This window comes from Amycolatopsis anabasis, assembly GCF_009765355.1.
Classification (GTDB): domain Bacteria; phylum Actinomycetota; class Actinomycetes; order Mycobacteriales; family Pseudonocardiaceae; genus Amycolatopsis; species Amycolatopsis anabasis.
The window spans coordinates 190,728-203,661 of record NZ_VTHK01000016.1 but is presented as its reverse complement, the minus strand read 5'-3'; the positions used below and the strand labels follow the sequence as shown (position 1 = coordinate 203,661).

The 12,934-nt window shown below is 71.5% G+C and carries 17 protein-coding genes and 2 pseudogenes; 7 read left to right on the top strand and 12 right to left on the bottom strand.

Annotated features, from left to right (window positions below):
* The coding region (locus FXO23_RS22420; protein ID WP_158887343.1) for a DNA translocase FtsK at positions 1–204 on the top strand (204 nt) is incomplete at its 5' end.
* A 111-nt stretch (positions 205–315) separates the two neighbouring features.
* Positions 316–714, top strand: a complete 399-nt coding sequence (locus FXO23_RS22415) for a hypothetical protein (protein ID WP_158887342.1) — start codon at positions 316–318, stop codon at positions 712–714.
* A gap of 7 nt (positions 715–721) precedes the next feature.
* Here the strand turns inward: FXO23_RS22415 and FXO23_RS22410 are convergent, their stop codons facing one another.
* From FXO23_RS22410 to FXO23_RS22365, 10 genes are all read right to left on the bottom strand, one after another.
* The gene (locus FXO23_RS22410) at positions 722–1,366 is read right to left on the bottom strand and encodes a nitroreductase family protein (RefSeq protein WP_158887341.1); all 645 of its coding nucleotides are present in this window, start codon (positions 1,364–1,366) and stop codon (positions 722–724) included.
* 44 nt (positions 1,367–1,410) lie between these two features.
* A complete protein-coding gene (locus FXO23_RS22405; protein ID WP_158887340.1) occupies positions 1,411–2,079 on the bottom strand; it encodes a hypothetical protein in 669 nt (222 codons plus the stop codon).
* A gap of 112 nt (positions 2,080–2,191) precedes the next feature.
* The gene (locus FXO23_RS22400; RefSeq protein WP_158887339.1) at positions 2,192–3,199 is read right to left on the bottom strand and encodes a serine hydrolase domain-containing protein; all 1,008 of its coding nucleotides are present in this window, start codon (positions 3,197–3,199) and stop codon (positions 2,192–2,194) included.
* 74 nt (positions 3,200–3,273) lie between these two features.
* The gene (locus FXO23_RS22395) at positions 3,274–3,708 is read right to left on the bottom strand and encodes a phospholipase (RefSeq protein ID WP_158887338.1); all 435 of its coding nucleotides are present in this window, start codon (positions 3,706–3,708) and stop codon (positions 3,274–3,276) included.
* A gap of 100 nt (positions 3,709–3,808) precedes the next feature.
* Positions 3,809–4,525 carry a SagB/ThcOx family dehydrogenase gene (locus FXO23_RS22390; protein WP_158887337.1) on the bottom strand — a complete coding sequence of 239 codons (717 nt, stop codon included), beginning with the start codon at positions 4,523–4,525 and terminating at the stop codon, positions 3,809–3,811.
* 12 nt (positions 4,526–4,537) lie between these two features.
* A complete protein-coding gene (locus FXO23_RS22385; RefSeq protein WP_158887336.1) occupies positions 4,538–5,746 on the bottom strand; it encodes a YcaO-like family protein in 1,209 nt (402 codons plus the stop codon).
* Positions 5,743–6,279 (bottom strand): hypothetical protein, encoded by a 537-nt coding sequence (locus FXO23_RS22380; protein ID WP_158887335.1) that lies wholly within the window; start codon positions 6,277–6,279, stop codon positions 5,743–5,745. Before FXO23_RS22380 ends, FXO23_RS22385 begins: the two co-directional genes overlap by 4 nt.
* The gene (locus FXO23_RS22375; RefSeq protein ID WP_158887334.1) at positions 6,276–6,830 is read right to left on the bottom strand and encodes a hypothetical protein; all 555 of its coding nucleotides are present in this window, start codon (positions 6,828–6,830) and stop codon (positions 6,276–6,278) included. Before FXO23_RS22375 ends, FXO23_RS22380 begins: the two co-directional genes overlap by 4 nt.
* Entirely contained in the window at positions 6,827–7,618 is a 792-nt protein-coding gene (locus FXO23_RS22370) for a hypothetical protein (RefSeq protein ID WP_158887333.1), read from the bottom strand. The genes FXO23_RS22375 and FXO23_RS22370 overlap by 4 nt, the downstream gene beginning before the upstream one ends.
* Positions 7,615–8,514: a MerR family transcriptional regulator gene (locus tag FXO23_RS22365; RefSeq protein WP_246257668.1), complete on the bottom strand. Its 900-nt coding sequence runs from the start codon at positions 8,512–8,514 to the stop codon at positions 7,615–7,617. The genes FXO23_RS22370 and FXO23_RS22365 overlap by 4 nt, the downstream gene beginning before the upstream one ends.
* A gap of 124 nt (positions 8,515–8,638) precedes the next feature.
* Here FXO23_RS22365 and FXO23_RS22360 point away from each other — a divergent pair, with 124 nt between their 5' ends.
* Positions 8,639–9,448 (top strand): hypothetical protein, encoded by an 810-nt coding sequence (locus tag FXO23_RS22360; protein ID WP_158887332.1) that lies wholly within the window; start codon positions 8,639–8,641, stop codon positions 9,446–9,448.
* A gap of 10 nt (positions 9,449–9,458) precedes the next feature.
* Here FXO23_RS22360 and FXO23_RS51675 read toward each other — a convergent pair.
* Positions 9,459–9,623, bottom strand: a pseudogene (locus FXO23_RS51675) (RidA family protein); the annotation flags it as partial.
* On the opposite strand from FXO23_RS51675, the pseudogene FXO23_RS51670 reads away from it, so the two are divergent.
* Positions 9,616–9,705: pseudogene (locus FXO23_RS51670) on the top strand (winged helix-turn-helix transcriptional regulator); the annotation flags it as partial. The pseudogenes FXO23_RS51675 and FXO23_RS51670 sit on opposite strands and share 8 nt — an antisense overlap.
* Positions 9,706–9,749: 44 nt before the next feature.
* On the opposite strand, the gene FXO23_RS22350 reads toward FXO23_RS51670, so the two are convergent.
* Positions 9,750–10,262 carry an amino-acid N-acetyltransferase gene (locus FXO23_RS22350; RefSeq protein WP_179956843.1) on the bottom strand — a complete coding sequence of 171 codons (513 nt, stop codon included), beginning with the start codon at positions 10,260–10,262 and terminating at the stop codon, positions 9,750–9,752.
* A gap of 71 nt (positions 10,263–10,333) precedes the next feature.
* Here FXO23_RS22350 and rimO point away from each other — a divergent pair, with 71 nt between their 5' ends.
* From rimO to FXO23_RS22335, 3 genes are read left to right on the top strand one after another with little or no spacing between them, the layout of a single operon-like run.
* Entirely contained in the window at positions 10,334–11,779 is a 1,446-nt protein-coding gene (gene rimO, locus FXO23_RS22345; protein WP_218952119.1) for a 30S ribosomal protein S12 methylthiotransferase RimO, read from the top strand.
* Entirely contained in the window at positions 11,776–12,414 is a 639-nt protein-coding gene (gene pgsA / locus FXO23_RS22340) for a CDP-diacylglycerol--glycerol-3-phosphate 3-phosphatidyltransferase (RefSeq protein ID WP_158887331.1), read from the top strand. Before rimO ends, pgsA begins: the two co-directional genes overlap by 4 nt.
* A complete protein-coding gene (locus FXO23_RS22335; RefSeq protein WP_158887330.1) occupies positions 12,411–12,875 on the top strand; it encodes a CinA family protein in 465 nt (154 codons plus the stop codon). Before pgsA ends, FXO23_RS22335 begins: the two co-directional genes overlap by 4 nt.
* Positions 12,876–12,934: the final 59 nt, after the last annotated feature.

Genomic DNA, 12,934 nt, shown 5'->3' with positions numbered 1-12,934 from the left:
GGGTCGACCTCGATGCTGCAGCGGAAACTGCGGGTCGGCTTCGCCAAGGCGGGCCGCCTGATGGACCTGCTGGAAAGCCGGGGCGTGGTCGGCCCGTCGGAAGGGTCCAAGGCCCGCGACGTGCTGATCAAACCGGAAGAACTCGAGTCGGTCCTGTTCATGATCCGCGGCGGCGGCCCGCCCCCGGCCGACGAGGACGAATAGCGTCGTGAGTGTTTACGCCGGTTATAATAGAACCGGCCGGAACCCTCACGACCCCCCCCTGAAACGGCGACGAGGTGCAACCCGGCAGCCGACCGATCACGTCCTGACGGCATGATGCGGTTGCTTGCCGGGGCCGGGCTCCTGATCCTGGCGATGGCCGGATGCGGTGGTGCGGGGCCGGGGGCCACGCCTGCCTCGTCGACCGGGCCCGCGCTCGGTTCCGAGTTCACGCTGCGGGTCGGCGAGCGGGCGGTCGTCGAGGACTTGGGGGTCGGGTTCGACGCGGTGCGGGAGGATTCGCGGTGCCCGCGGGGCAAGCAGTGCGTCTGGGAGGGTGACGCGATCGTCGTGGTTTCCCTTGCCTCGCCGCCGAACGGGGCATCAACCACCGCCGAGCTGCACACGAATCCGAAGTTCGCCCGGACCACCGAGTATGCCCGGTACCGGGTCGAGCTGGTCGACCTGAATGTGCCCGGTGACGCGCTGACCGTGCGCGTCACCGGGCGATGAAACCCCGTCAGGCCAGGGGAGTGCCCCAGGTGTCGAGGAAGCTGATCTCCTCCACCGGTGTGCGGGCCGCGGGTTTGAAGTCGGCCGCCGTGGTGTAGGCGACCGGCAGCAGGCCGACCTGGGTGACGTCGTCCGGGATGCCGAGGATCTTCGCGGCCTCGGCCTCGCGTTCCAGGTGGTAGCTGGTGAGCGTGGACCCGAGGCCGCGCGACCGCAGCGCCAGCTGGAAGTTCCACACCGCCGGGAAGATCCCGCCGTAGAACACCGACAACGCCTCGTTGCCGCCCCGCGGCCGCCCCTGCAAGCACGGGATCACGAACACCGGCACCTGCTCGATCACGTCGATCAGGTACTGCCCGGAAGCGAGCGCCCGGGCTCCGGCGCCTTCCTTAGCCGCGTCGCCGAGCCTGGTCACGGTGTTGCGCACGTACTCGGTGCCGACTTCGCGGAACAGCTTCCCGAGTTCGTTCTTGATCCCCTGATCCCGGACCACAAGCCACCGCCACTGCTGGGCGTTGCCCGGCGTCGGCGCCTGGATCGCGAGCCGGAGGCATTCGGTTAGCACCTCGGTTTCGACCGGCCGGTCGAGATCCAGTTTCCGGCGCACCGCGCGGGTCGTGCTCAGCAGGTGGTCGGTGCTCGTGATGTCCATGAAGAGTGACGCCTTTCGATGATGATCGAACTACGTCACCGACCTTAGCGCGGGCACTCGCCCGAGACCGGGGCCGCGGGCACCGGCTGGGCTTCCATGCTCGGCGCGGTGCACCCGGTCCGGGTGAACTTCCCGTCCCGCTGCACGAAGGTCTGCCAGTACTGCGGCCCGTCGGCGTAACTCGGCTCGTACGTGCTCTCCTTGATCGCCGCGTCGGGGCGGCCGTCCCCGTTGAGATCGGCGACCCCGGTGTTCGGCGCGCTGCCGAGCACCGTGTCGGTCACCACGATCCCGTCCCGCGGCCCCACGCGCACCGACGCCACCGCGCCGCTGTGCGCGCCGGTGCCGAACGACACCGAGCAGCGCTGGGCCTCGCCGTCCGGACCGCACGCGGCCGCGTCGACCCATTCGTAGGTCCAGCCCTGCCGCACGTCGCGAACCTGGGTCGAGGCGCGCAGCATCGGGCCCGACCAGTAGGCGAGGTAGCTGACCGGGAACCCGTCGGCGTCCTTGGCGCGCAGCCCTTCCAACCGGCCGTTGTCCGGAAGGGACACCGAAAACGCCCGTTCACACCCCTGCTCGCACCCCGGCACGACCGTTCCCCAGCGGCCGGACGGCTGCGCGGCCGCGGCCGACGCCGACAGCGTGAGCGCGCTGACCGCGGCCGCCGTGACCGCGACGCCCAATGCGAGTTTCCCCCGTGCGATAGCCATGATCGATCCCTTTCCCCGTAAGTGGTTTTCCCCTGGCGGTGTGGCCGCCTGATCAAGGGACGTACCGACGGGGCGCGGGGTTGCCCGGCACGGAAGATTCCTTTGTGGACGGTCAGGTGGCGAGGAGTTCGGTGAGTAACCGGGTGACCGGCCAGGCGCCGTCCGCGGTGTTCGAGATGACCGTGTGGGTTACCCGGGTCTCGGGGTCGTGCACGCTCCGGAACGAGATCCCGGGATCGCATCCTTCGAGCAGGACGGCACCGCCCGCGGGGCGGAGCCAGAACCCCAGCCCGTACCGCATCGAGTCGTGCGGCGTCTCGCTGTGCGGCCGCACCATCTCGGCCACCCACTTCTTCGGCACGATCCGCCCGGCGAAGAACGCGTCCCACAGGGCGTGCACGTTGGCCGCGGTGGAATACGCGCCGCCGTCGCCCCCGCCGCGGACCGGGAGGTGAAAGAGATTGGTCCGCACGGCGCCGTCGACCTCCAGGTAACCGAGCGCGGCCCGGCCGGGCAGTTCGTCGGAGCGCGGGAACCAGGTGTCGTACAGGCCCGCCGGCTCGCACACCCGCTGGCGCACGAGGTCGTAGAACCCGACCCCGCTCGCTCGTTCGGCGAGCAGCGCGAGCACCACGAAGGCGCCGTTGTTGTAGTTGAACCGCTCGCCCGGAGCGAATTTCGCCGGGTACCCGTCGAGCACGCCGAGGTAGTCCTCGACCGCGGCGAGTTCGTGCACGGGAACCGGCAGCCCGTAGTCGGTGAGGCCGAGGTCGGCGTCTTCGTCGTAGTAGTCGCCGATGCCCGACCGGTGTGCGAGCAGGTGTTCGACCGTCACCCGGTCGTCGATCAGCGGGAGGTCGTCGCCGAGGAGCGAGCGGGCGGTAGTCGCGAGGTCGAGCGTCCCGTCCTCGATCAGGCTCACCACCGCGAGCGCGGTCAGGCCCTTCGTGCCGCTCGCGAGGGCGAACTGGGTGTCGGTGCTGTTCGGGATCTGGTGGCCCCGGTCGGCGAACCCGTAGGCGCGGGCCAGCAAGGTCTCCGGCCCGCGATCGGCGCGCACCACCCCGGAGAACCGCTTCTCTTGTGCGAGCCGGTCGACGGCGTCCGCCAGTTTCCGCATGACGAGCACGCTACGCGAACGAAAAGCCGCCCCGCTCGGATCGGCGGGGCGGCTTTTCGGGCGATCTTCGACGCTCAGCCGAACTTGCGGACGGCCTGGTAGTAGACCCAGGCGGTGCCGTTGCACGCGCTGTTGCCCTTGCAGATGCCCTTCAGATCGGCGTAGAAGTTGTCGTCGATCCGCTTCTTGTTGGCGTCGTTGAACCGGCCCTGCTTCTTGTAGTTGCGGTAGCCGAAGTCGTGCCGGTGGCAGCCGGGGGTGAAGTCGAAGCCGATCGGCTTGTCGGGGGACCACGAGCAGGCGTCGGAGGACCAGTCGAGCTGGCTCGGGTAGGGGCGGCTGTCGCGGATGCTCTCGAAGTTCGACAGCGACGTGTTGAACAGGTACTTGTCGGTGATCGATTCGATGCTCTCCGCCTGAGCGGCGCCGGCACCGACGACGATCGTGCCGGCCACGGCGGCGGTGGTCACCAGCCGCTGTGCGGTCCGGCGCAGGGTGGACGCGGTCATGCAGGGGCTCCCTCGCTGATCGGTCGACAAAACGAGATCAGCTTTGACCGCGCGGGGTGAAAGCACCACCCCTATTCTTCGGGTTCTACGTGAATTCCTTTCACCGGCCACCGGCCGGGAGCCCACCGGCCAGCACGGCGCCTAGGCGGACCGGCATTCCGGTGAGCCCGAGCAGCTCGAGCATCGCCGCGTCCGCCGCGCCGCCGAGGAGGTAGCCCCCGAGGTGTTCGGCGGCCATCCGCAGCGCGACCGACTGGAGCGCCGCGCCCACCTCGATCAGGCCGAACCGCCCGCCCCGGGGCCCGTACTTCGCGAGCAGCGGCTCGTCCGCGAGCACGAAGGCCAGCGCGAACTGCGGACCGGGTCCCTCCTCCGCCGCGCCGAGCAGCGGGGCGAGTTCGGGCCAGCGGGGGCACGGGCCGACCTCCTGCAACGCGTGGCGGCCGGGGGCGTACCGGCACACCCGGCCGTTGAGCTCGTGCCAGACGTTGAGCAGCATCGGGTAGCACCGCAGCGGGTAGAGCCCGCCCGCCGACGGGTAGCTGCGGCCTTCGTCCTCGGCGAGCGCCGCGAGCACCGAACCGAGCTGCTTACCGGGCAGCGGAACCGGGCGGAACTCCCGGTCGCTGCACCGGCGCCGGAACACCCGGTCCAGCCGGTCGGACGAGCGCCGCAGTTCGTGGTACTGCCCGGGCAGCTCGAACGGATCGAGCGACGGTTGCTCGGGACGGTGGTCGCGCATCTGGTCGGCGAGCCGTCGCTGGGTCACCGGGGTGGTCCGGCCGGCGGTCCAGAACGCCTCGAACGGTGCGGACAACGGGTCCTCCAGTCAGCCGAGCGGATGCGGGAACGGGTTGGGGTACGGCCCCGCGGGCGACGCCCCGGGGTAGCGGAAATCCAGGGCGCCGCCGCCGAGATGGGGCCAGCGGTGATCGGCGTGCAACGGCACGAGTTCCGGCGCGAGCACGCGCACCGCGCGCAACCCGGCCCACGCGGCTTCGGGGGTGGTCAGTTCGCGGTAGGCGAGCCGGATCCCCGCGCCGGTGAGCGCGTCGACGAGTTCGGTCAGTTCCGCCGCCGCGCCCCGGCCGGACGCGGGGGACGGCGGTGGCGCCGCGCCTTCCGGCCCCCGCCACCAGGGCAGGGCGGCCCAGTCCCGGGGACGGGTGGAGTAGTAGGCGGCGTGCCGGTCGAAATCGGTGACCTCGGCGGGGGACAGGACGGTGTCCGGGTGTTCGGCGAGCCAGACCGCGAGGAACACCGTGCCCTGGGTCCATTCGAGCCACGCCTTGTGCAGCGCCTCGCCCGGATCCGCGCGGCAGGCCAGGCCGAGCGTCGCCCGGGGACGGCCGCCGAGCGGCAGCGTCCCGGCCACGGCGACGACCGGATGCGGGCTGTAGGCGGGGGTGAGGTCGAACGCCGCGATCCGCCCGCCGATCCGCGCGACCGGTTCCGACAGTTCGGCCGGGAGCGGGATGCGTCGCGGGGCCAGGGAACGCAGCCAGGCGACGGTGAACGCGTCCCGTTCGACGAGTTCCTGCGTCGCGCGCAGGAGTGCTTGCGTGGTGGAGGCCCCCGCGGCCAGCCCGGACGAGGTGACCGGCAGGCCGAAGGTCTGGTGCAGGCCCACCAGCCCGGCCGGGACCCACACCTCGTCATTGTCCGGCAGTGTCCACACGCGAGTGTATGGCGGCTCCGCATAGCCTGCGCGGTAAGGGAAATCGGGTTCGGCGCGTTGCCGCTCGGAGTGCAAGGTGAATTCGGCGAGCGGCCAGTGCGCGGCTCCTTCCGGAACGGGACCGGCGTCGATCGGGCAGCGCGCCGCCGCGTGCCGTTCCAGCGCTTCGGCCAGGGCCGCCAGTTTCGCGTCGGGCCCGGCGCCGCCCGAGGTCCCGCCGGGGGCGAAGGGTTCGGCGATGGCCGCCCAGCCCGGCACCGGGAGGTCGGCGAGGGTGCGCGGCACCGGGCGCGATTCGGCGACCACGCCCTGCCGCCAGCCGATCGCGCGCCCGGCCAGGACCGCGGCGGGCGCCCTCACCGGTCACCGTCCTTTTTGTACCGACGGTTCAGCCACCTCGGGAGCCATCCCAGAGCGGCGACGTAACCGAGGGCGGGCACCAGCGCCAGCGGACCGAGGACGAGCGAGAACAGCACCAGCAGGAATTCCAGAATCCCGGCGCCGATCCACAGCAGTATCCGGCCGAAGCTGAGTATCCAGACCAGCGGGCCGCTCCACGCGGTGATCAGGGTGACCGCGGCGATCGCCGCGCCGAACCCCAGCAGCAGTATGGTGCCGCCCGGATCCGGTCCGAGGTCGGCGTACCGCACCAGCAGGTACCACAGGACCAAGGTCAGGCCCGGGACGAGGGCGAGCAGCACCATGGCGAACCGGTTGCGCCGCGGTGGTTCCTCGGCGCGCAGGTCCCTGGCGAATCCGCGAGGCAGGGCGACCGAAGCGCTCACCACGGAAACCGCGCAGCAGCAACAGCAGCAGCTGCAGGTGGGCGTGGCGGCGGTGGCGCTCGTGGCGCCGGGGGTGAACGGATCGGGCAGGCGCAGTGCGGCGGTCATGCTCTTCCCCCTCGGTAGTGCCTGCGGACCGCGCCCGGCAGCCAGAGCAGGGTGATCAGATAGGCCGACGCCATCAGGTAGAACAGCGGGTAGATCAGGAACCCGAGGAAAACGGCGATGAACTCGGCGACCGCGAGCACGCACCACGCGAGCAGTCGCAGCGGGGTTCGCCAGGAGGTCTTCGACCCGCCGAGCAGGCTGAGCAGCAGGGCGGCCATCGACGCCCCGCCGAGCTCAAGAAGCAGGCCCGGCAGCGCCGCCCGCGGACCCGTGAAGAGCGACCAGTGCCGCTCGTCGAGCCGGATGACGAACAGGGTGGCCAACACTCCCGGAAGCAACCAGAGCACGCCCGTGGCGATGCCGCCCCGAGGCCGACGATCCGTGGCCGGGCGCTGGGCACGCAGATCGGCGAGCAACCCGTTCGGCAGCGTGACCGAGGCGCCGATGGTGGAAATCGCGCAGCAGCAACAACAAGAGCAGGTGGGGGTGGCGGCGGTGGCGCTCGTGGCGCCGGGCGTGAACGCGTCGGGCAGGCGCAGCGCGGCGGTCATCTTCGCGTTCCTTCCCAGGGCAGGGCGGCCGGAGCCGCCGGAAGTCCGGGGCAGACCGGGCAGTCGGCGGCGGGCAGCACGTGTTCGCTGGTCGTGGTCAGCTCGTCGAGGTGGTAGTCCACGAACCGTTCCAGCAGCGCCAGCGATCCGGCCGCGATCCGGCGCACCGCGTGCGCGGCCAGCGCCACGGCGAAATCCGGTTCGGCCGCCGCGCCGGGCCGGGTGGCGGGTGGTGGATCGCCCCAGCGGCGACCGGCCCGCACGGCCAGGCAGGCCACGCACGCGGTTCCGCCGGGGACCACGAGCGGGCCCACCGAAACGGTGTGGTGGTAGGCGAGATCGAGCAGCAGGTACGGGCGGCCGGTGGCGAGTTCGCCCGCCAGTTCGGTCAGTTCGCGCAAGGTCGCGGTGGTGCGGACGAGCACCAGCAGATCCGGTTCGGGGACCGGCGGAAAGGCTTCGTACAACGCCACGTCCAGCGGCACCGAGGTCGAGCCCGCCATGCGGATGCCGACCTTGAGCGCCCGCGGCCGATCCGGCGCGGGCAGTTCGGCGGGGCGCAGCGCGCCGAGCGACCGCAACTGCGGCAGCACCGGGCGCAACCGGGCGGGGCAGGTTCGCGGATCGACCGTGCCACCGGTCGCCGGGTCGAACAGGGCGGCCAGCGCGCCCGCCTGCTCGGCGGTCAGGTCCGGGATGAGGTAGGTCAGATCGGCGCCCGCGTAGACGACGAGCCCCTCGGGCCGGGCCTGGGCGCGCCACCGGGGATCGGCCGCGAGCGCGGTCATGCGGGATCCTCGTCCACACCGTCCAGGAACCGCTGGACGGCCTGTTCGTCGACGGCCGTTTCGGTCTCGCCTTCACCCAGCCCGTCCGCCAGGACCGGCACCGGATCCTGGGCCCAGGCGGGTTCGCTGCCGTCCGCGGGAATCAGGTCGTTGCGCTCGGCGAACTCCTCGGCCGCGTCGCGGATCGACTCGCGCAGCGCGCCGAGCACGACCTCCTCGGCGGTCTCGGTGAGTTCGGTCAGCAGGTTCCGGATCCGGGTCAGCTGATCGTCGGCGGTCGCGTGCCCGGCCATCTGCGGCCAGAGCCGCCGTTCGAACACGCCCACGAAATCGGCCGCGATCTCGTCGGTTTTCGCGCGCAGGCGGTCGAACTGGTCCAGCACCTCGTCCGCGGGAACGTCCAGGTGGGTGAGCCGGGAACCGCTGTCCCACGCCCAGCGGCGGGTGTGCGGGCGGCCGCGCCGCCAGCGCACCAGGCCGAGCTGGCCCGCCCGGCGCAGCAACCGGGGCCGCAGTTCCCGGGCCGGGACCATCTTGCTCAGCTCGCGCAGCCGCACCGGGACCCAGTCGTCCGGCCCGGCGGATCCGCCGAGCCCGAGCACCGCGGCGACGCTGGCGCCGCGCGCCCGCGCCTGGATCAGTTCCGCGATCGCCGGGAGGGAGAACCCGCGCGCCTGCAGGCGCTGCACCACGCGGAGGCGTTCGAGGTGGGTGGCGTCGTAGCGGACGGTCCGGCCCTGCCGCCGCGGCGGGTGCAGCAGGCCTTTCGTCTGGTACATGCGGATCGTGCTGGTGGGTAGCCCGGTTTCGACGGCGAGTTGTTCGACCGTGAGCTCGGCCGGCGGCAGCGAAGTGGACACGTCCCCAGCGTGCGCGGTCAGGAGTCGACTAGTCAAGACTCTTCTAGTGATTACTCGAAGAGTTGTGACACGAATCGAACCGCGCGACTCGGAAGAATCACGCGGTGGCCTGCGCTCGGCTTGCGCCCGCGGTGGCGTTGCGTCGCGGTACGGTTCTCCCGTGTATCCCGGTCCCGGAAACCAGCAGCAGCCGTACCAGCAGCAACCGCAGTACGGGCAGCAATACGGCCAGCCCGGCGGCTACCCGCCCGGATTTCCGGGCGGGCCACCGCCGCGCAAGAGCAACACCGGCATGATCGTGATCATCGTTTCGGTGGTGGTGGCCGTGCTCGCCGGCGGCGGGATCGCCGCCTTCCTCCTGCTGTCGGGGAACGACAAGAAGGGCAGCGCCGGGAACATCGCGGGCGGCACCCCGCAGGCGCCGCCACCGGCCGCCAAACCGGACAAGCACACCAAGCTGCCGGGCTGCAAGGATCTGGCGAACATGGTGCCGGACCTGCCGCCGCTGGACGAGAAGACCGCGAAGCAGGGGCCGCGGAGCGGATCGACCTACCCCCAGCTGGCGACCGACTGCACGTTCAAGTCGGCAGAGGGCACCGGCGGCCATTACAACCAGGTCTACTCGATCCGCCTGACCGCCTACCTCACCGATCCGCGGGGCTACCCGGCGGGTACCGAGGAGGCCGTCGGCATGTTCGAAGCCGGGGTCCGCAACGGCAACGAGGAGGCCAAAGGCCTCGGCGTCGGCGACCGGGCCGCCTGGGTGCGGTCCACCATCCAGCTGCCCGAGGGCGCGTTGAAGGACTGCCCGATCGAGATCCTGGACGGGAACGTGACGCTGGAGGTGCGGCGGGCCGGGGCGACCGATCCGACGAACCAGGCCACCGACCCGGCCAGCCCGACCTGCCGCCAGCCGACCCTGGACCTGGCCAAGCTGGTGCACCAGGCCACGCTGAAAGGCCGGAAGTAACCCGGCCGGTTCAGTCGATGACCGCGGTCGCTTCGACTTCGACCAGGTGCTCGGGCACGTCCAGCGCCGCGACGCCCAGCAGCGTGGCCGGTGGCACCGGCGTGCGCCCCAGCTTCGCGGCCGCCCGAGCGATCCCGTCCAGCAGCAGGGGCATCTTGGCGGGGGTCCAGTCGACGCTGCGCTTCGGCGAGCTGCGGAAGGAGGTCGAGGGCATCAGCCACAAGATGCTCACGCAGGACCTGCGCATGCTGGAGCGGGGCACATCGAGGACGCCCGCCGCCGCTTCGACGCCCGACGGCGGTCAGAGTTCCAGCAGCATCCGCGTGTTGCCCAGCGTGTTGGGCTTCACGAACGGCAGGTCCAGGAACTCGGCGACGCCGGTGTCGGCCGACCGGCGCATTTCCTCGTACACCTCGCGCGGCACCGGTGTGCCCTTGATCACGGAAAACCCGTGGCGGGCGAAGAAATGCGTCTCGAAGGTCAGCACGAAGATCCGCTGCAGGCCGAGTTCCCGGGCCAGGTCGATGAGCGCGCCGACCAGCGCGTGGCCGATGCCCTGACCCCGCGCGGCCTTGGCGACCGCGACGGTGCGGATCTCGGCCAGGTCCTCCCACAGCACGTGCAGCGCGCCGCAGCCGAGGACTTCCCCACCGGCCTCGGCCACCCAGAACTCCTGCACCGCCTCGTACAGGGTGACCAGGTCCTTCTCCAGCAGCACCCGCCCGGCGTCCGAATCGACCAGCGCCTTGATCTTGCGGACGTCCGCGATCCGGGCGCGACGGACCACGAACTCGGATGCTCTGGAGGGCGGCACCAGATCAACCTATCCGCTGACTCCCGTTGGCGATCGGGGAGGCGCGCGTGACGCCAGCTACCCTGAGCACTGTGTCTTCTCCCACCGCCGATTCATCCCGAGGGCGGCGCGTCGCGCTGCTGACCCTCGGTTGCGCCCGCAACGAAGTCGATTCCGAGGAACTGGCCGGCAGGCTGGCCGCGGGCGGCTGGGAGCTGGCCGGGGAACCGGAATCGTCCGATGTGATCGTGGTGAACACGTGCGGGTTCGTGGAATCCGCGAAGAAGGACTCGGTGGACACCCTGCTCGCCGCCGCCGACACCGGCGCCAAGGTGGTCGCGGTGGGCTGCATGGCCGAGCGCTACGGCGAGGAACTCGCCGAGAACCTGCCCGAGGCGGACGCGGTCCTGGGCTTCGACCACTACCCGGACCTGGCCGAGCGCCTCGGCGACATCGTGTCCGGGCACAAGATCGCCTCGCACGCGCCCGCCGACCGGCGCACGCTGCTGCCCATCAGCCCGGTTCAGCGGCCCGCCGCGGCCGAGGAGGTCGCGGTTCCCGGCCACGCCCAGGCCGGCTGGGGTCCGCGTGTCCTGCGCACCCGGCTCGACGATGCGCCGGTCGCCGCGCTCAAGATCGCCTCCGGTTGCGACCGGCGCTGCTCGTTCTGCGCGATCCCGTCCTTCCGCGGCTCGTTCGTGTCCCGGCAGCCCGACGAGATCGTCGCCGAGGCCGCCTGGCTGGGCCGCGAGGGCGTCAAGGAGCTGTTCCTGGTCAGCGAGAACTCCACCTCCTACGGCAAGGACTTCGGCCGCGCGAACGGCGGTGGGCGGGCGCTCGAGCTGCTGCTGCCGAGGCTGGCCGAGGTGGACGGCGTCGAGCGGGTGCGGGTGTCCTACCTGCAGCCCGCCGAAACCCGGCCCGGCCTGGTCAAGGCCATCGCCACCACCCCCGGGGTCGCCGCGTACTTCGACCTGTCCTTCCAGCACTCCAGTGAGACCGTGCTGCGCCGGATGCGGCGCTTCGGCTCCACCGAATCGTTCCTCGCGCTGATCGACCAGATCCGCGAGTACGCCCCGGCCGCCGGGATCCGCACGAACGTGATCGTCGGCTTCCCCGGGGAGACCGAGGCGGACGTGGACGAACTGGCGCGTTTCCTCACCGCGGCGCGGATGGACGCGGTCGGCGTGTTCGGCTACTCCGACGAGGACGGCACCGAGGCGGAGACGTTCGACGGCAAGCTGGACGCCGACGTGATCGCCGAGCGGGTCGGCCGGATCTCCGGGCTGGTCGAGGAGCTGACCGCGCAGCGCGCCGAGGAGCGCGTCGGCGAGTTCGTCGACGTGCTCGTCGAGGAGGCCGGCGACGAGCCGACCGGCCGGGCCGAGCACCAGGCGCCCGAGGTCGACGGCGAATGCGTCCTGCTCGACGCCGCCGAGGCGAAGGTCGGCGAGATCATCCGGTGCCGGGTGGTCGACACCGCCGGGGTCGACCTGGTGGTTCGCCCGATCGACACAGCCGCGGGCGCGGACCGGTGAGTGCCGCGTCCAGTGGCTCCGCGGCCGCCGACGAGGGCGGTGACGCGCACGCGCCGCCCGCCACCCGGGTGCCGACGCTCAACGTCGCCAACTTCCTGACCCTGTCCCGGCTGGTATTGGTGCCGCTGTTCGTCGGTGCGCTGTTCACCGGCGACGGCACCGACGTCTTCTGGCGGTCGATCGCCACCGCGCTGTTCGCGGTCGCCTCGCTGACCGATCAGGTCGACGGCTGGGTGGCCCGCAAGTACGGCCTGATCACCGACTTCGGCAAGATCGCCGACCCGATCGCGGACAAGGCCCTGATCGGCGCCGCGCTGGTGGGGCTGAGCATCCTCGGCGAGCTCGGCTGGTGGGTGACGATCGTGATCGCGGTCCGGGAGATCGGCGTGACGCTGCTGCGGTTCTGGGTGATCCGGCACGGCGTGATCCCGGCGAGCCGGGGCGGGAAGGCGAAGACCCTCGCCCAGATCGCGGCGATCGTGGCGTACCTGCTTCCGCTTCCGGAAGCGGTGGAGCCCGTGCGGTGGATCTTGATGGGCTTCGCGCTCTTGCTCACCGTGGTCACCGGATTCGATTACGTTTTGCGCGCACTTCGGTTACGCGCGGCGGGGCGGCGAGCGACTCAACGACCATGACCGAGGCGAGAAGTCTGATCGCCGTGCTCACCAGGCGCGGCGAAACGGTGGCGACGGCCGAATCGCTGACCGCGGGGCTGGTCTGCGCGACGCTGACCGCGGTCCCCGGGGCCAGCGCGGTCGTCCGGGGCGGGCTCATCGTGTACGCCACCGAGCTCAAGGCCCGGCTGGCCGGCGTCGACACCCGGTTGCTGGCCGAACACGGAGCGGTGCATCCCGAGGTGGCCGCGCAGCTCGCCGAGGGCGCGCGGAACCGCTGCGGCGCCAGCTGGGGCCTCGGGCTGACCGGGGTGGCCGGACCGGATTCGCAGGACGGGGTGGGGCCCGGCACGGTGCACATCGGACTGGCCGGTAACGGGGTCCGCACCGTGCGTACGCTGTGGTTCGAGGGCGATCGGGCGGTCGTGCGCAACTCCGCGGTGCGGGCCGCGTTGGGCCTTCTGGGGGAACATCTGGAGTGATCGATGCGTTCGCCCTTGGCGTACGGACGTGTCAACCCATGCGACAGAGGGGACCGACT

Coding starts and splice junctions, on each gene's coding strand:
- FXO23_RS22415 (WP_158887342.1), top strand. CDS start 316: ATGATGCGGTTGCTTGCCGGGGCCGGGCTCCTGATCCTGGCGATGGCC.
- FXO23_RS22410 (WP_158887341.1), bottom strand. CDS start 1,366: ATGGACATCACGAGCACCGACCACCTGCTGAGCACGACCCGCGCGGTG.
- FXO23_RS22405 (WP_158887340.1), bottom strand. CDS start 2,079: ATGGCTATCGCACGGGGGAAACTCGCATTGGGCGTCGCGGTCACGGCG.
- FXO23_RS22400 (WP_158887339.1), bottom strand. CDS start 3,199: ATGCGGAAACTGGCGGACGCCGTCGACCGGCTCGCACAAGAGAAGCGG.
- FXO23_RS22395 (WP_158887338.1), bottom strand. CDS start 3,708: ATGACCGCGTCCACCCTGCGCCGGACCGCACAGCGGCTGGTGACCACC.
- FXO23_RS22380 (WP_158887335.1), bottom strand. CDS start 6,279: ATGACCGCCGCACTGCGCCTGCCCGATCCGTTCACCCCCGGCGCCACG.
- FXO23_RS22375 (WP_158887334.1), bottom strand. CDS start 6,830: ATGACCGCCGCGCTGCGCCTGCCCGACGCGTTCACGCCCGGCGCCACG.
- FXO23_RS22370 (WP_158887333.1), bottom strand. CDS start 7,618: ATGACCGCGCTCGCGGCCGATCCCCGGTGGCGCGCCCAGGCCCGGCCC.
- FXO23_RS22335 (WP_158887330.1), top strand. CDS start 12,411: ATGACCGAGGCGAGAAGTCTGATCGCCGTGCTCACCAGGCGCGGCGAA.